Origin of the sequence: Burkholderia sp. L27(2015), assembly GCF_009765705.1 — a bacterium.
In the GTDB taxonomy this organism is placed as follows: domain Bacteria; phylum Pseudomonadota; class Gammaproteobacteria; order Burkholderiales; family Burkholderiaceae; genus LMUX01.
Window position 1 is genome coordinate 217,966 of the sequence record NZ_LMUX01000007.1, and the last position, 17,327, is coordinate 235,292.

Consider the following 17,327-nt stretch of genomic DNA (forward strand, 5'->3'; position numbering starts at 1 on the left):
TGATGCGCGCTGGCCGGCGCCCAAATTTCAGTCAAATCTCAATGAATCAAGTGGCAATCCAGTGACAATCACGCAACAGCGCAGCTCAAGCGGCAGCGACGATTTTCACGCCGTTGCCCGCTGCGTCCGCTTCGGCTTTGGCGCCGAGATCGCTGAGCGCGCGCTTGTAGTCGATCGGGAACACTTTGACGAATTGCCGGCGTGAGGCGTCCCAATTTTCGAGCAAGCTCTTGGCGCGCATCGAACCGGTGAACTGGAAATGGCGCTCTATCATGCCGCGCAGCATCGCCTCGTCGGTACTGCCGGCATGCCACAAAGTGCGCTCTACGGTGCGCTCCTGTTCAGCCTGCTGCAGCACCGGGTCCAGCGTCACCATGGACTTGTTGCACTTGCCGCCGAACGTGCCATCCGGGTCGTAGACGAAGGCCACGCCGCCGGACATGCCAGCCGCAAAGTTGCGCCCGGTTTCGCCCAGCACCACGACCGTGCCACCCGTCATGTATTCGCAACCGTGGTCGCCCGTGCCTTCGACGACCGCCGAGGCCCCCGAATTGCGTACGCAAAAACGCTCGCCCGCCACGCCCCGGAAGAAGGCCTCGCCCTCGATCGCGCCGTACATCACCGTGTTGCCGCAAATGATGTTTTCTTCGGACTTGCCGCGGAAATCAGTGGTCGGACGAATGATGATGCGACCGCCCGACAAGCCCTTGCCCACGTAGTCGTTGCCGTCGCCAACCAGGTCGAGCGTCACTCCGCGTGCGAGGAAGGCGCCGAAACTCTGGCCGGCCGTCCCTTTGAGCTGGATATGAATCGCGTCGTCGGGCAGGCCCTCGTGACCGTATTTCTTGGCAATCACGCCCGAGAGCATCGCTCCGACCGTACGATTGACGTTACGTACCGGCTGGATGAACGAGACGTGCTCGCCCTTGTTAATCGCTGCTTTGGATTTCTCGATCAGGATATGGTCGAGTTCCTTGTCCAGGCCATGGTCTTGCGATTCGACGTGCAGGCGCGCCACCTCCGCCGGCATGTCGGGCAGGTGGAAAATGCGGCTGAAGTCCAGGCCGCGGGCTTTCCAATGGTCGATGCCTTTCTTCGTGTCGAGCAGGTCGGCGCGGCCGATCAGTTCGTCGAATTTGGCGATGCCCAACTGCGCCATGATTTCCCGCACTTCTTCGGCGATGAAGAAGAAGAAATTGACGACATGCTCCGGCTGGCCCTGGAATTTCGCGCGCAGCACCGGATCCTGCGTGGCGACGCCCACCGGACACGTATTCAGATGGCATTTGCGCATCATGATGCAGCCTTGGGCAACCAGCGGCGCGGTAGCGAAGCCAAACTCGTCGGCGCCGAGCAGCGCCGCGATCGCCACGTCGCGCCCGGTTTTCATCTGGCCATCGGCCTGCACACGGATACGGCCGCGCAGACGATTGAGCACCAGCGTTTGCTGCGTTTCAGCCAGGCCCATCTCCCACGGAGTGCCCGCATATTTGATCGAAGACAGTGGCGAAGCGCCGGTGCCGCCATCATGGCCGGCAATCACCACGTGATCCGCCTTGGCTTTGGCCACGCCCGCGGCGACCGTGCCCACGCCCACTTCGGCGACCAGCTTGACCGATACGCTCGCGCTCGGATTCACGCTCTTCAGGTCGTGTATCAGTTGAGCCAAATCTTCGATCGAGTAAATATCGTGGTGCGGCGGCGGCGAAATCAGGCCTACACCCGGCACCGAGAAGCGCAACTTGCCGATGTAGTCGCTGACCTTGTGGCCCGGCAATTGACCGCCTTCGCCAGGCTTGGCGCCTTGCGCCATCTTGATCTGGATCTGATCGGCCGAACTCAGGTATTCGGCCGTTACGCCAAAGCGGCCCGATGCCACTTGTTTGATCTTCGAGCGCAGTGAATCGCCGTCCTTGAGCACCGTATCGCGCACCACGGCCTCGGTGCCCATGATGTCGGCCATCGTCTGGCCCGACTTGATTGGAATCCCGCGCAATTCGTTGCGATAGCGGTGCGGATCCTCGCCGCCCTCACCGGTATTGGACTTGCCGCCGATGCGGTTCATCGCCACCGCCAGCGTCGCGTGCGCTTCGGTACTGATGGAGCCCAGCGACATGGCGCCCGTCGCAAATCGCGTGACGATGTCCTTGGCCGACTCGACCTCTTCCAGCGGAATGGCCCGCATCGGATCCACCTTGAACTCGAACAGGCCGCGCAACGTCATGTGGCGGCGGCTCTGATCGTTGATCAGATGCGCATATTCCTTGTAGGTCTGATACGAATTGCTGCGCGCCGAGTGTTGCAGCTTGGCAATCGCGTCGGGGGTCCACATATGTTCTTCGCCGCGCACGCGATAAGCGTATTCGCCGCCAGCATCCAACATATTGCGCAGCACCGGATTGTCGCCGAACGCTTCGCGATGCAGGGCGACCGCTTCTTCGGCCACTTCGAATATGCCGATGCCGCCCACGTTGCTGGCCGTGCCGTGGAAATACTGGCCAACCAGTTCCTTGGAAAGCCCGATCGCCTCGAAAATCTGAGCGCCGGTGTAGGACATGTAGGTTGAAATGCCCATCTTCGACATGACCTTCTGCAGGCCCTTGCCCACCGCCTTCACGAAGTTCTTGACCGCCTTCTCCGACGACAACTCGCCCGACAGCCCCTGTGCGAGATTTGCCAGCGTTTCCATGGCTAGGTACGGGTGAACCGCTTCCGCGCCGTAACCGGCCAACAACGCGAAATGATGCACTTCGCGCGCCGAACCGGTTTCGACCACCAGCCCGGTGCTGGTGCGCAAACCATGGCGAACCAGATGCGTATGGACCGCCGAGGTGGCCAACAAGGCCGGAATGGCGACATTATCGCGATCGGTGCGACGATCCGAAACGATCAGGATGTTGTAGCCCGATTTGACGGCGTCGACGGCTTCCGCGCACAGCGACGCGAGACGGGCTTCGATGCCCTCCTTGCCCCAGGCGACCGGATAGCAGATGTTCAATTCGTAGGCGCTGAATTTGCCGCCGGTGTATTGGTCGATCGCGCGGATTTTGGCGATGTCCTGGAAATCCAGCACCGGCTGCGCCACTTCGAGCCGCATCGGTGGGTTGATGTTGTTGGTATCGAGCAGATTGGGCTTGGGTCCGATAAACGACACCAGCGACATCACCATGTTTTCGCGGATCGAGTCGATCGGCGGGTTGGTCACCTGCGCGAACAACTGGCGGAAATAGTGATACAGCGTCTTGTTCTTCGACGACATGACCGCGAGCGGCGAATCGTTGCCCATCGAGCCGATCGCTTCCTCGCCGCTGAGTGCCATCGGCGCCATCAGGAACTTGAGATCTTCCTGGGTATAGCCGAACGCCTGCTGGCGATCGAGCAGCGAGCTCGCGCTGGTATCGCGCGCCTGGGCGTTTTGCGCTTCGATTTCGTCCAGCTTGACGCGCACGGCTCCAATCCAGCTCTTGTAGGGCTTGGCATTGGCGAGGTTGTCCTTGAGTTCCTTGTCGTCGATGATGCGGCCTTGCTCCATGTCGATCAGGAACATCTTGCCCGGCTGCAGACGCCATTTCTTGACGATCTTCGATTCGGGAATCGGCAACACGCCCGCTTCCGACGCCAGGATCACGATGTCGTCGTCGGTAATGCAATAACGCGCCGGGCGCAGGCCGTTACGATCGAGCGTGGCGCCAATCTGGCGGCCATCGGTGAAAGCGATCGCGGCAGGGCCGTCCCACGGCTCCATCATGGCTGCGTGATATTCGTAAAAGGCGCGGCGGTTGTCGTCCATCAACGTGTGCTGTTCCCAGGCTTCCGGGATCATCATCATCATCGCGTGAACCAGCGGGTAACCCGCCATTACCAGCAGTTCGAGACAGTTGTCGAACGAAGCGGTGTCGGACTGACCGGGGTAGATCAGCGGCCACAGTTTTTCGAGATCGGTGCCGAGCACCGCGCTCGAGATGGCACCCGTGCGCGCCGACAGCCAGTTGACGTTGCCCTTCACGGTATTGATTTCGCCGTTGTGGGCAATCATGCGATAGGGGTGAGCCAGTTCCCAGGCCGGGAACGTGTTGGTGGAGAAACGCTGGTGCACCAGCGCCAACGCCGAAACCGTGCGCTCGTCCTGCAGGTCGATGTAATAGACGCCGACTTGACCGGCCAGCAACAAGCCTTTATAGACGACGGTGCGCGCCGACATCGACGGCACGAAGTATTCCTTGCCGTGCTTGAGCTTGAGCGCCTGAATCCGGTGGCTCGCGGTTTTGCGGATCACGTACAGTTTGCGCTCGAGCGCATCCGTCACAATGATGTCCTTGCCCCGGCCGATGAAGATTTGGCGGATGACCGGCTCGCTGGCTTTCACCGTCGGCGAGATCGGCATGGTGGGATCGACGGGCACGTCGCGCCAGCCCAGCACCACTTGCCCTTCGGCGTTGACCGTGCGTTCCAATTCCTGCTCGCAGGCAAGCCGCGACGCATGTTCCTTGGGCAGGAAGATCATCCCCACCCCGTATTCGCCGGCCGGCGGTAAAGTCACGCCTTGCTTGGCCATCTCTTCGCGGTAGAACGCGTCCGGGATTTGAATCAGGATGCCGGCGCCATCACCCATCAGCGGGTCGGCCCCAACGGCGCCCCGGTGATCGATATTTTCCAGGATCTTCAGGCCCTGCAGGACGATCTCGTGACTCTTCCTGCCCTTGATATGAGCGACAAAGCCGACGCCGCAAGCGTCGTGTTCATTGGTCGGGTCATACATGCCTTGAGCCGCGGGTTGCGTGTGGCCGACGAGCGGCTGCTGTGAGTCGTGCATGGTAGGCACCGTCCATTCTTAATTAGCAGCCATGGCGCAGAACGCCGACCGCCGGTAACCGGGAAATTTGCCGTGAGAGCAACTTGAATGCGGCAGACGCTGCATTACGTCCACAAGGCCCCAAAGGCCCTCGCCGCGCAGTCTGCCGAATTGGGAATATACCTGAGGAATCAGGCAAATACAAAAAAACGTGCATGATATGGCACCAATTACAAATGCAACATTATGGTGAAAACGTTAATTGGGGCCGCATCATAATTGGGCGTAGCGATTGGAGCTAACAATTGGGCCTAATAAATAGTTGGGCGTAATTCGAGGCGCGTGCGGATGGGTTCGGTGTCGAGGTAAAAAAAAGCCCGGAGAACCCGGGCTTCTGATGGGGTTTACGCCAATCGGACTTTACGCGGCCGGCCGCGCTGTAACGGAGAGATACGGCGGTTGGCTTCGCGCGCGGCCCACGCGCGGTACGTTTCGCTGCCTAACACCCATCCCTTGAGCGTGGCTTGCTGCAGCGCATCGACGGTACGTTGATCGAGCGGCTGCTCGCATAACTCCTTATACGCACGCTGACGTTCGAACGGCGTATTGGCCAGCGCCCAATATAGAGGATGGTCGGTTACGAGCGGATCGAGCGTGAGACCGATGTGGTGCGCATAGCTGGACCAGCGATATTGCTCGGGCGCCGCCACCAACTGTTGACGCACCGGGCTCGATTCTATGAGACGACTGCACGCCAAAAAGTATTGCACACCCTCAAATACGGTAGCTCTGTATCGTCCTTCCCACAACGTGCCGCGACGCCCATGACGCCGGTTAAAATACGCGACATATCGGCGGCCGACCGCCTGCATCGTCTTGGGCAGACTGGTTTCATCGCGCGGGGTGACGAGCAGGTGTACGCAATTCGGCAGCAGCACGTACGCGTGGACCGAAAGGTGATGGTCGCGGGCAGCCGTTTTCAAACTGTCGATAAACAGCGCGTAATCCGCATCATCCAGAAATGCAGATTGTTGACCGATGCCACGCAAGATGACGTGCTGCGGCTGGTCGGGAACATATAGTCGTGCTAGGCGAGCCATGCTTGAATTTCCGTTTATCGCACTTGGAGTATACCCGTGCCGTCAAAGTTCCGATGTCCCCGAACCCCAGACGGTTGGCCGCAAAGCCAGCATTGACGGGGGTTTTAGTTGATCAGCTCTAAGTTTGTGTCTAGTGAGCCCATCGTGTTCTGGTCATAATGGCTTCGAAACTTTCCCGGAGGAGACCTATGAATATAAAAATGTTGTCCGCGGCTGTCGCCGCCCTCGCGTTCACATCTGCCGCCCAAGCCCAATCGGCCGGCAGCATCATGCTGGGCACGGGGTGGATCCATGAAGCTCCACAATCGAGCAGCGATCCACTGGTGACCTACTCGGTCAACGGCAATGTCGTGAATCAAGCCTCCCCTGGAACCGGAGCAACGGTGCCCGGGTCGGACACACTTGGCGTGAACGCCACTTACTTCATCACGGACCACATCGCTACTGAGTTTGTCTTCGGGATCCCGCCAAAGTTCGAATTGGATGGAACTGGCGGCCTGCAATCGTTCGGAAAACTCGGTACGGTCAAAGAATGGACGCCAACGCTGTTGTTTAAATACTACTTCGCCGGTGCAGAATCGAAACTGCGTCCGTATCTTGGCGCAGGTGTCGCTTACACGTGGTTTACCGGTGGCCAAATCACTAACGGCGCATTCCAGCAAACCATCGGCGGCCCCGGCAGCACCTCGAACGTGACCGCCACCGCGGCCTGGAGCCCCGTCTTCAATGCCGGCCTGAGCTATCAGTTCACCAAACATCTGTACGGCATTGTTTCGTTGTCTTATCTGAAAATGAAAACGACCGCGACGATTAACAATTCCAGCGCTTTGACCGGTCTCAATGTGGTGGAAAAGGCGAACATCAAGCTCAATCCCATCGTCAGTTACGTGAGCCTCGCTTACCGTTTCTGAAAGCATGCAACGATTCGGGCGCTGCGCGCCACGACAAAATGCCGTCGCATCCAGCCAGATGCGACGGCATTTTTTTGTCTGAGTCGATCCGTTGCGATCCTATCCGATCGCTTGAGTCCTGATTCCGCCGATCGCTTAAGTCTTGATATTCATCAAGCCTTGAGATCCGGTCCGATCAGATCGATCCGATCGGTGCAGATCGCGTCGACACCCCAGTCGAGCAGCTCTTGCGCCCGTTGCAGATCATTGACCGTGTACGCCATCAAGCGAAACCCCGCGCTGCGGATTGCGTCGACCTGGACGGCCGTGAGTTGACGATGAGCGACGTGGATGGAAATACATTCGAGCGCCTGGGCCTGCGCTTGCCAATCGGTGGGCAAGACACTGAACAGCAGACCGCGCGGCAGAGCCGGCGCGGCCTCACAGGCGGCCGCCAGAGCAACGTAAGAGAATGACGAGAGTAACGGCGCAGGCTCGACGTCGTGCCAGTAGCGCAATACGTCCTGCGCCACGCGCTGCCCGGTTGCGCGCTCACGTCCCGGGCAGGGTTTGATCTCGACGTTCACCGCCAACGCCAAATCGTGGCACGAGTGCGCGACGGCCTCCAACGTCGGCATCGGCTCGCCGGCAAATTCCGCGGCGAACCAACTGCCGGCATCCAGTTGCGCCAGCTCATTGTACGAAAGTGCTGCCGCGGCACCCTGGCCGTTACTGGTGCGCTCCACACTATCGTCGTGCAATAAAAAACTGATGTCGTCGCGCGATAGTTTGGCGTCGAACTCGACCATACGGTGTCCCAATCGGGCTCCGGTACGAAACGCCGCCAGCGTATTTTCGGGCGCCAACGCACCGCCGCCCCGATGCGCCACCACAGCAGGATACGGCCATGCGGCCAATTTTCGATTCAATGTCATCAATCTTCGTCCATAACGAACAAGCGCCGGTATTCCTTGTGCGCGTACCGGTCGGTCATGCCAGCGATGTAGTGGGCAATCAGGCGCGCCTGCATGGTGGACTCGGCGGACTGATAGGCGGGCGGCAAAAGACGGCTGTCTTCGGAAAAGGCGTCAAACAAACCCGTGATGACGCGACGGGCCTTGTTCGCCATGCGCATGACGCGGTAGTGACGGTACAAATTCTGGAACAGAAAACGTTTGAGCTGCACCGCTTGCGCGGCAACTTCCGGGCTGTGTCCGACGAGTGGACCACAGCCGCGCACCTCGTCGGCACTGGCCGGTACGTGCTCACGCAGTGCGGCGCGCGTGGTGTCGATCAAGTCCACGATCAACGCATTGATGATGCGGCGTATCGTTTCGTGTACCAGGCGCCGCCCTTCGAGCGGTCCATGCGCCGCCAGCGCACTGGCGTGATGTACGCGCCAAAGATCGACCTGCGCAAGCTGATCGAGTTGCAGTAGACCGGAGCGCAACCCATCGTCGATATCGTGGTTGTTATAGGCAATTTCGTCGGCAAGGTTGGCAATCTGGGCTTCGATCGTCGGTTGCTGTCCGTTCAGAAAGCGCTCGCCCAAGGTGCCGAGATGCCGGGCATTTTCCCGTGAACAATGTTTGAGGATGCCTTCGCGGGTTTCGAAACAGAGGTTCAGTCCGTTGAACCCGCCGTAATGCTCCTCGAGTTCGTCGACGACTGCGAGGCTTTGCAGATTGTGTTCAAAGCCACCATGATCGCGCATGCACGCGTTCAATGCATCCTGCCCGGCGTGACCAAACGGCGTGTGACCGAGATCGTGAGCCAGTGAAATCGCTTCGACCAGATCTTCGTTGACACGCAGATTGCGCGCAACCGAACGTGCGATCTGGGCCACTTCGAGCGTATGGGTAAGCCGGGTGCGAAACAGATCACCCTCGTGGTTCACGAAAACCTGAGTTTTATATTCGAGCCGGCGAAATGCCGTGGAGTGCACGATGCGGTCGCGGTCGCGCTGGAATTCAGTGCGCGCGCTCGGTCCGGGCTCGCTATAGCGCCGTCCGCGGGAAAGCGCCGAACGCGCGGCGTACGGCGCGAGATGCGCTTCCAAGTCCAGTGGGCTATTGTCGAACGCGCTACTCACATAATGCTCCTGCCGGTGCCAAGCCCGGCTATTGCCTTTCGTTCAAACCGCTTGCGCCAATGTTGCCTGTAATGCCGAATCGGGAACAGCCGTGATAATCGCGCGCCCCACACCGTCCAGCAAAATGAATTTGACGGCGCCGGCTTCTGCCTTTTTATCCACGCTCATCAGATCCACGTAGCGCTGTGCGCCCAGCGCCGGAGCCCGCACCGGCAAATGCGCCGCGGCCACGATCGCGGTAATCCGGTCTTGTGCGGCAGCGTCGAGCAGCCCTTGCCGCACCGACAAGTCGGCGGCCATCACCATGCCGCAACCGACGGCCTCACCATGCAGCCATTCGCCATAACCCAGGCCCGCCTCGATCGCGTGGCCGAAGGTATGACCGAAATTCAAGGTGGCACGCACCCCGCCTTCACGCTCGTCCGCCGCGACCACGCGAGATTTGATGTCGCACGACACCTTCACGGCATGCATCACCGCCGATTCCTCGCAGCGGTTCAAGGACTCGATATTGTGTTCCACCCAGTCGAAGAAAGCCGCGTCGGCGATCAATCCGTGCTTGATGACTTCGGCGAGCCCCGCGGCCAGCTCGCGCGGTGGCAAAGTGCGCAGCGTCGCGATATCGGCAATGACGGTTTGCGGTTGATAAAACGCACCGATCATGTTCTTGCCATGCGGATGATTGATGCCGGTCTTGCCTCCGACCGACGAATCGACTTGCGCGAGCAGGGTCGTAGGCACCTGGATAAAGGGCACCCCTCTCATGTAGCAGGACGCGGCAAACCCCGTCATGTCACCGATCACGCCGCCACCGAGTGCAATCAGCGTGGTCTTGCGATCAGCATGCTCCAGCAGCAAGCGATCGAAAATCAGATTCAGGGTTTCCCAGTTTTTGTACGCTTCGCCATCTGGCAAGACGATGGTGAAAACTTTCTTGCCTAGAGGTGCCAGGGTCGCACGCAACTGCTCACCATAGAGTGGCTCCACGGTGGTATTGGTGACGATCGCAACCGATGCCCCGGCGATATGCGGGGCAAAGAGATCGGTCCGGTGTATTAGCCCCGGGCCGATATGAATAGGATAGGCGCGCTGGCCGAGGTCTACATTGACGGTAATCATAGGCCGTATTATGACGTACAGCCGCTGTGCACGCTGCTCGTGTCAAGATGGCCCAGGACAGTGTTGACCAGATTGTTGATCGACGGCCGGCCAGTCTCGATGACGAGGTGCGCGCACTCGCTATAAAGGGGATCACGCTCGGCGAAAAGCGTCTCGAGGCGACGGCGCGGATCCTCGGTCTGCAACAACGGTCGGTTTTTGTCGCGGCGAGTGCGCAGCCACAGTTCGTGAGGATTGGCCCGCAAATAAATGACCAAGCCGCGCTCCTTCAAATGGCTGCGGTTCTCCAAACGCAAGACGGCGCCCCCGCCGGTAGCGAGTACGATCCCCGAGCGCTGAGTTAATTCATCGATCACCTGGCACTCGCGCGCGCGAAAACCGTCTTCCCCCTCCACCTCGAAAATGACGGGGATGGCCACACCCGTACGGGCGACGACTTCATGGTCCGAATCAAAAAACGGCCGGTTCAGGCGTCTCGCGAGAGCGCGCCCGACCGTGGTTTTCCCCGCTCCCATGAGTCCGATGAAAAAGACGTTGGCATGAGCCTTCTGGTCTTGCAAAGTTACCTCTGAGTGAATTCTGGCTGCCAAGGCTTGCAGCTTAATAGCTTAGCGGGTGCTTTGTCGAGCGCTCACCGGGGTCGGATCGCTTGCCGGCCATGCGATATCCGGAATCGCGGCCGGCAACGGCTCGACGTCGTCGTCGGCCCGTGGCGCCCGCACGGCCCGCGCATTGGGCGCTTCGGGCGGTAGCGGGAGTACCTCGCTGGGCGAGATGAAGATCATCAACTCGCTCTTGGAATGCTGCACAGCGCGATGGCGAAATAAGGCCCCGATCACCGGCACTGATCCTAACCACGGTACGGCGGTGGTGTCGCGACGCTCGTCTTGCAGGTAGATACCTCCAATCGCGACCGTCCCTGCGTTGTCGACCTGGACCTGCGTCTGGATGTGCTTGGTATTAATTGCGGGCCCGGCCGTGGTCGAGGTACCGACACTGTCCTTGGTGACATCGACATCGAGCATGACATGGTGATCGGGTGTGATGTGAGGCACGACTTCCAGTTTCAGACCGGCGCGCCGGAATTGCACCGTAGAAACGCCGGTGTCGACTTGGGCCTGATAAGGCAGCTCGGTCCCTTGCTCGATCAAGGCACGGACCCGGTCGGCGGTCACGATTCTCGGACTGGCAACGATACGCCCGCGCCCTTGAGCCTCCAGCGCATTGAGCTCGACGGCCAGCATTCGGCTGGCACCCGCACTGAAAAGTGTCGTACCCAGGGTCGCCGCACCATATCCCGAAAGACCGCCGGCAGGAAGATTGAAGATATTGCCTTGAGGATCCGCCGATACACCCTTGCTCGTTGTCCCCTCGGGTTTGCCCAGTAACGCGAATTTGGCGCCCAGATTGCGGGCAAAGCTCTCGTCCGCCTCGACGATGCGCGATTCGATGAGCACCTGGCGGGCGGGCTGGTCTATCACTTTGAGAAGTTCGGCGATCTGATCTAGCGTGGCGGGCAAATCGGTGACGAAGAGATGGTCGGTACGTGGATCGGCCATCGCATTGCCGCGTTTGGAGAGCACCCGTTGGTTACCGCTGCCGGCGAGCAGTTTGCGCACGTCCTCGGCTCGCTGGTAGCGCAGGACGAAAATCCGGGCCGCCAGCGGCTCGAGATCGTTGAGACGGGCCGTGGCCTCGAGTCGCTGCTTTTCGCGAGCCGCCACTTCTGCCGCGGGCGCCACCCAGATAACACCATCGCTTTGCTGCATCGCGAGCCCGTTCGCCTCGAGGAACGTCTTGAAGGCGAGCCGCCACGGCACGCGAGTGAGAGTCAGCGAAGTCTTGCCGCGCACGCGCTCGCCGGCCACGATATTCAAACCGGTGAATTCGGCGAATGCTTGCAGTGCAGCACCTAGATCGGCGTCGTGAAAAGCGATCGTGATCGGCGCATCCGGCGCGAGCGGCCGATGGCGCGCGAGCACGCGTTGCATGCCATCGGGAGCCGGCGAAGATTGATCGTTATTGGCGTGCGGCGCCTGGGACTTGTCGTTAGCGGCGTCGGCTGTTGCGCCCGCTGGACTTGGGTTCGCTTCGGCGGGATCTGCTTGTGCTGGATCCATTTCGGGTAAGACCGCGGCATCCTCCTCTGACGCTCCAATGAGGGCTCCGGCGATACCCGGCTGACCGGCGCGGACGTCGGCGCGCGGTGCCATCGGCAACAGAGGTTGCGATTGTGCCGTCGCCACGACCACCATGCACATACTCGTCGAGAGGAGAGCCCGCGCCCATCGATACGCGCCCGCTTCGAATTCGAATAGATCGAATCTCATCGCTGTGCCCCCGCGCGCTGCGCTCTCTGCGTGGATAGTTTCGGCGCAACTTTCAACGGCATGTCCGATGGCGTATCCGGCGGGATATCCACTTCGATCAACCGCCAGCCTGCATCCGAGTGGACCAGCGCGGCACGATGCCCCTGCGCCTCGAGCGTTCCGGCAACCGGGTCATCCGCGTATTCATTTCGGTTTTCAGCACGGAGATCAGCGCTCATGCCGCCGGCCCGACGCGTGTCCAACTTGAAGGGATCCGCGAGCTCGCTAAATTTGCGCGCGACGCCGCCCTCCTCCAACTGTGAGTTGGGTCGCGGCGCGCCGATCACGCGCAGGCTGGCATCCAACACCAGCGCGCCGCTGCGCTCGCGCACGAGATGCATTTCGACAGGAATAACGGGTTGGCCCAATATCGCCAGTTCACCGGCGAAACGGGCCAATTGCGCGTAGCCGCCGCTTGCCCGTACACGCACTACGGTTTCGTCGACGCCGGCGACCTGCGCCGCTGTGCCAGGCTCAAATAGCTCGAGAACCACACTGCTTCGATCGATCGCGAACGAGATCAGCTTGAGCAAGGCGCCGTTATCAGGTACCGGCTCAGGCGCGTTCGTGGCACCCAGTTCGTGAGTGCGCTGGCGCAGTGCAGGCAGCGCGGCAAGCTGAGTACGAGCGCTCTGAAGCTTCGTTTCTAATGTGGCAAGCGCCACGCGACGAGCCTCGCGCCCAGATACGTCGGCCGCGGCACATAGCCCGAACCCCACCCAACAAGCACAGCCGGCCGCCAGCACAAGCGCGGCACCACACTGCGTCGAAGGCCAGTACTCGATAGGCTGTAAGAATCCGTCACGCCAGGCTCTTAGCCAATCGCCGATCGATCTGTTCGGCCGCCGCGCGGCATTCGACATCGGCGTTTTTTCGGTCGTTGTCGACATGGTACTCATGGGATTTTCGGTCCTATAGCGCGCCTCTGGACGGGTGCCGTTGCGACTGAGGCGGCCCGCGACTGGCTCGCATCGAACCGTATCTGTACGGAAAAATCCACTGCCTTGTCCGCTGCGGCCGCAGTTGCTGTTGCTACCAGTTGCGCACGAGGCGCCCGACGCTGGATATCGGTGATCTCAACCGAGTCGAACGCTGCAAGCCGCTCGAGCCGCGCGACCCAGGCAGCCAGCGCATGCTGCCCGCTCGTGACCCCCGAAACGCTGGCGCGCCCTGCACGGTAGTGCAACTCAGTGAGCGCGATGCCGATTGGCGGTGCGTCGCCCAGCGCCGTCAGTAAATGAAATGCCTCATCGCGCTTGACTGCCAACTCGTCGATCAACGCCATGCGCCGAAGACGTGCTTGTAGCGCTCGTTGCAGAGCCGCGCTTTCGGCAAGAGCAGGCTCCATCTGACTGAGCGTCGAATTGAGCGCCCCGCTGCGGGCATCGGCACGCGCAGCGTGTAAGCGCTGCGCTTCGCCCAGAGCCAGTGCACTGAGTAAGCCGATGCACGCGGCCAACGCCAATTGGATTCGCCGGCGACGCCTGAGTCGAAGTGCGCGCGCGCGTCGGTAAGGCAAGAAATTGACGGCGCTCTCCATCCATTCGGGTGTAGCCGCGGCTGCGCGAGCCTGGAGCGGCATACGCCAGCGCCATGCGCCGCTCATGGCAGCACCGCGCGCAAGGCAAGACCGAAAGCGACCGACAGTACTGCTGGCCGGTCATGCGATCGCTCGGGCGCCGCCGCCGCGGCGCCCGTATGAGGATGCTCGCTATTGCAATCGAATTCGAAAACCGGGCATCCGAGCGCGGCGCCAATCGCATCCAGGTTTATGCCTAATCGAACAAACTCATCGAGCTCACCCGCGACCCAAGCGCAATCGAGCGGATTGTCGAATTGCGCTGCGGCACTGGGCAGGGCAATCTGCGTCGTCAGCGCTCGGGCAAACGTCGATAGGGCAGAAAGAATGCTTTGCGCCGTTATGCTCGTGAATGGCATGCGCAATTCACGCAGGCGCTGGCCACGCTGCAATGCCCACAGATAGAAGCTGTCGTGGCCTATCCAAAGCACCGCATAGATTTCATCGTCATCCACTTCGCGCGCCGCGTCGAAACGGCAAGCACGCAACGCGGCGAGCGGTTCCGCATCGATCGCGACCAAATGTACACCCGCCCCGACAGCGGTCTCGATACGGGCGTCGATAAGCTCCTGCGCGGCTGCCGCGATGGTCAGATGATCGGACGGTACGTAGGGCGCTCCGGCCCGTAACCAATCCACCGCCAGCGCGCTGCGCTCGAGCCCGGATAACGCTTCCGCTTGCGCACGCACGCCGGGTTCAAGCCGGTCCAGCGCCAGCTCCGAAGGCACGCGGGTCACGCCGCGCCACACCGCGTCGGCCACGGTACGGTCCGGCACGCCAGGGACGAAGGTATCGTGACGGTGCTTGTGCTGCTGCGGTGGCTCGCACTGAGCCAGCGGCAGCGTGGCCACCACGGTTGCGGCGGGCGGCAACGCCATCGCCGCGCGCAGCGAAGCGCCCGCGCCATGAGTGAAGAAAGCTTCGAGCGCAGTGACGATGGACGCTGCGACTGCAGCCGGATCGACAATCTCGGCTTGCACCATCGCGTCGATCGGCAACGGCGCGTAGCCGACATGTTCGACGCGTATTTCTGCACTGGCCGCCAACCGCTGGCTGATGACGACGACGCGTACGCCCGCGGGCGATACGTCGATGCCCGCCGCAAAGCGACGACTGCTGGATGGACTGGTCTTCGCAAACACTCGTTTCATCGCAACTCCACGGAAACACTGCGGCCCAAATGCGCAGTACTCGATGGATTGTTGCAGGCGAACGAAACGTCGAACATTCGACCAGATGGCCAGAGTCGACTTTGCAACGCGGCCAGAACTGGTGGTGGCGCTGCGACTTTCTTGCCGGCTCCCGTGCCTCGACGGTCTTGGGTGCCCTAAGAGCCCTGAGAGCCCTGAGAGCCCTGAGAGCCCTGAGAGCCCTGAGAGCCCTGAGAGCCTCTAGATTTTCGAACCGATCAAAGGCGCTCGATGCATTTAATTGCTCAGAGTCACCGTCTCGCCAGCCTGTTGACTGGCAAACTCAGAGAGCGCCGCAAACAGCTCGCGCTCGCTGCGCGTGTCGCGCCACGCCTCCTCCCGGTAACGGAAGTGAAAGCCACCGGATTTTGCCGCCAACCAGATCTCATGCATCGGCGCCTGCAGGTTGACGATGATCTTGCTGCCGTTATCGAATTCGAGCGTGAGCACATTGCCGCTACGCTCGGTATCGATATCCACGCCACTGGCCTCGACAGCTTGTTCGACAGCCGCCAGAGCGGCCTCCGCAAGGCTCAGGTATTCGCTATCGGTCATGCTAAACTCCAACGATTAAATTTACGGATTTCGTTATGCCAGTCGTCTTCCGCGGCAGCGCGATTGTAGCGGGTTTTGTGTTGCTGGCCCTGAGTGGCTGCGGCCAAAACGGCCCTTTGTATATGCCCGTGGTACCGCCGTTGCCCGCCCCGCTGGCCCCCGCGAACGCTCCGGCGTCTAACGGCGCTACACGTGTATCGCCGGATGCATCATCCAATCCCGCGGCAGGCACCGACGCCCCCAACGCCGCAAGTGCTGCAGCCGCACCCCAAGCCGCTTCTTCCAGCAAGTAACCATGTCCTATAACGCATTTGAATATCACGATGGCGAGTTGCGCGTCGAACAGGTCGCGCTCGCCTCGCTGGCCGAGCAATACGGCACACCGCTGTATGTCTATTCGCGCGCGGCACTCACCGCCACTTATCAAGCATACGCCAGTGCCTGCGCCGGACGCTCGGCACGCGTACACGCCGCCGTCAAAGCCAATAGCAATATCGCGGTATTGAATGTTTTTGCACGGCTGGGCGCAGGGTTTGACATCGTCTCTGCCGGCGAACTGGCGCGCGTGCTGGTAGCAGGCGGCCGCGCCGCCGACACGGTGTTCTCGGGAATCGGCAAGAACGCCACCGAAATGCGCTACGCGCTCGAAGCGGGCGTGAAGTGCTTCAACGTCGAATCGATCTCGGAATTGCAGCGGCTCAACGAAGTTGCAGCCAGCATGGACAAGCACGCGCCGGTCTCGTTACGTGTCAATCCGGACGTCGACGCGAAGACTCACCCCTATATTTCGACCGGCCTGAAATCGAATAAATTCGGCATCGCCTTCGAAGACGCCCGCGCGACTTACCGCGCTGCCGCCGCGATGAGTCACCTCAAGGTAGTCGGCATCGATTGTCATATCGGTTCGCAGATTACCGAAATCAGCCCCTATCTCGATGCGGCCGACAAGTTGCTGCAACTGATCGAGCAAATCGAATCGGATGGACTGTCGCTGCGCCACATCGACGTAGGTGGCGGCCTGGGCATTTGTTACGACGACGAAGTGCCGCCCGAGATCGGCAGCTTTGTGACCGCGCTGCTCGATCATTTCGCAGCTCGCGGCCACACGACGCGCGAAATCTGGTTCGAGCCTGGCCGCTCGCTGGTCGGCAACGCCGGGGTTCTGCTGACGCAGGTCGAATTCCTGAAACCGGGCGCGGTGAAGAATTTTGCGATTGTCGATGCCGCCATGAACGATCTGGCGCGACCGGCAATGTACGAGGCGTTTCACGCGATAGTGCCGGTGCGGCCGCGGTCGGGCCCGGCCGAGCTGTATGACGTGGTGGGACCGGTGTGCGAGAGCGGTGATTGGCTCGGACGCGACCGGATGCTCGCGCTCGAAGCGGGCGACTTGCTGGCGATCCGCTCAGCCGGCGCCTATGGTTTCGTGATGAGCTCCAACTACAATACGCGACCGCGCGCGGCTGAAGTCATGGTAGATGGAGATCGCGTGCATCAGGTTCGAGCTCGCGAAACGGTAGCGCAATTGTTTGCCGGCGAAACCTTACTTCCGGAATAACGCCGGCCGCGCGATCCATTGCAAACCAGGGCGGCCGCTTAAGCAAATTAAGCCGGCCCGCTTAAGCGAAACTTTGACGGTCC

At 60.8% G+C, this 17,327-nt stretch carries 14 protein-coding genes; 3 read left to right on the forward strand and 11 right to left on the reverse strand.

Translation table 11 applies throughout. The annotated features are described in order from the left end of the window. Window positions 1–85 precede the first annotated feature (85 nt). Together GSQ77_RS02830 and GSQ77_RS02835 are read right to left on the reverse strand one after the other, a co-directional pair. Window positions 86–4,813, reverse strand: coding sequence for a glutamate synthase-related protein (locus tag GSQ77_RS02830; protein ID WP_158898822.1), 4,728 nt, complete (start codon window positions 4,811–4,813; stop codon window positions 86–88). 383 nt (window positions 4,814–5,196) lie between these two features. After that, window positions 5,197–5,892 carry a transposase gene (locus tag GSQ77_RS02835; RefSeq protein WP_158898824.1) on the reverse strand — a complete coding sequence of 232 codons (696 nt, stop codon included), beginning with the start codon at window positions 5,890–5,892 and terminating at the stop codon, window positions 5,197–5,199. A 188-nt stretch (window positions 5,893–6,080) separates the two neighbouring features. On the opposite strand from GSQ77_RS02835, the gene GSQ77_RS02840 reads away from it, so the two are divergent. Continuing rightward, window positions 6,081–6,803 carry an OmpW family protein gene (locus GSQ77_RS02840; protein WP_158898826.1) on the forward strand — a complete coding sequence of 241 codons (723 nt, stop codon included), beginning with the start codon at window positions 6,081–6,083 and terminating at the stop codon, window positions 6,801–6,803. Between the two features lie 152 nt (window positions 6,804–6,955). On the opposite strand, the gene ugpQ is transcribed toward GSQ77_RS02840, so the two are convergent. From ugpQ to cyaY, 9 genes are all read right to left on the reverse strand, one after another. Continuing rightward, entirely contained in the window at window positions 6,956–7,717 is a 762-nt protein-coding gene (gene ugpQ, locus GSQ77_RS02845) for a glycerophosphodiester phosphodiesterase (RefSeq protein WP_158898828.1), read from the reverse strand. After that, on the reverse strand, window positions 7,717–8,874 hold the full coding sequence (locus GSQ77_RS02850) for a deoxyguanosinetriphosphate triphosphohydrolase (RefSeq protein WP_158898830.1): 1,158 nt from the start codon (window positions 8,872–8,874) through the stop codon (window positions 7,717–7,719). The genes ugpQ and GSQ77_RS02850 overlap by 1 nt, the downstream gene beginning before the upstream one ends. Before the next feature lie 42 nt (window positions 8,875–8,916). Further along, the gene (gene aroB, locus GSQ77_RS02855; RefSeq protein WP_158898832.1) at window positions 8,917–9,993 is read right to left on the reverse strand and encodes a 3-dehydroquinate synthase; all 1,077 of its coding nucleotides are present in this window, start codon (window positions 9,991–9,993) and stop codon (window positions 8,917–8,919) included. 8 nt (window positions 9,994–10,001) lie between these two features. Continuing rightward, window positions 10,002–10,553 carry a shikimate kinase gene (locus GSQ77_RS02860; RefSeq protein ID WP_158898834.1) on the reverse strand — a complete coding sequence of 184 codons (552 nt, stop codon included), beginning with the start codon at window positions 10,551–10,553 and terminating at the stop codon, window positions 10,002–10,004. Between the two features lie 48 nt (window positions 10,554–10,601). Beyond that, window positions 10,602–12,323, reverse strand: coding sequence for a type IV pilus secretin PilQ (locus GSQ77_RS02865; protein ID WP_158898836.1), 1,722 nt, complete (start codon window positions 12,321–12,323; stop codon window positions 10,602–10,604). After that, on the reverse strand, window positions 12,320–13,261 hold the full coding sequence (locus GSQ77_RS02870) for a hypothetical protein (protein ID WP_158898838.1): 942 nt from the start codon (window positions 13,259–13,261) through the stop codon (window positions 12,320–12,322). The genes GSQ77_RS02865 and GSQ77_RS02870 overlap by 4 nt, the downstream gene beginning before the upstream one ends. After that, complete coding sequence (locus GSQ77_RS02875) at window positions 13,258–13,944, reverse strand: PilN domain-containing protein (protein ID WP_216854841.1); 687 nt, start codon at window positions 13,942–13,944, stop codon at window positions 13,258–13,260. Before GSQ77_RS02875 ends, GSQ77_RS02870 begins: the two co-directional genes overlap by 4 nt. A 20-nt stretch (window positions 13,945–13,964) precedes the next feature. Beyond that, window positions 13,965–15,092 carry a type IV pilus biogenesis protein PilM gene (gene pilM / locus GSQ77_RS02880; protein WP_158898842.1) on the reverse strand — a complete coding sequence of 376 codons (1,128 nt, stop codon included), beginning with the start codon at window positions 15,090–15,092 and terminating at the stop codon, window positions 13,965–13,967. A gap of 276 nt (window positions 15,093–15,368) precedes the next feature. Then, window positions 15,369–15,686 carry an iron donor protein CyaY gene (cyaY, locus tag GSQ77_RS02885; protein ID WP_158898844.1) on the reverse strand — a complete coding sequence of 106 codons (318 nt, stop codon included), beginning with the start codon at window positions 15,684–15,686 and terminating at the stop codon, window positions 15,369–15,371. A gap of 35 nt (window positions 15,687–15,721) precedes the next feature. On the opposite strand from cyaY, the gene GSQ77_RS02890 reads away from it, so the two are divergent. Continuing rightward, the gene (locus tag GSQ77_RS02890; RefSeq protein ID WP_158898846.1) at window positions 15,722–15,979 is read left to right on the forward strand and encodes a lipoprotein; all 258 of its coding nucleotides are present in this window, start codon (window positions 15,722–15,724) and stop codon (window positions 15,977–15,979) included. A gap of 2 nt (window positions 15,980–15,981) precedes the next feature. Next, window positions 15,982–17,244: a diaminopimelate decarboxylase gene (gene lysA, locus GSQ77_RS02895; RefSeq protein WP_158898848.1), complete on the forward strand. Its 1,263-nt coding sequence runs from the start codon at window positions 15,982–15,984 to the stop codon at window positions 17,242–17,244. Window positions 17,245–17,327 lie beyond the last annotated feature (83 nt).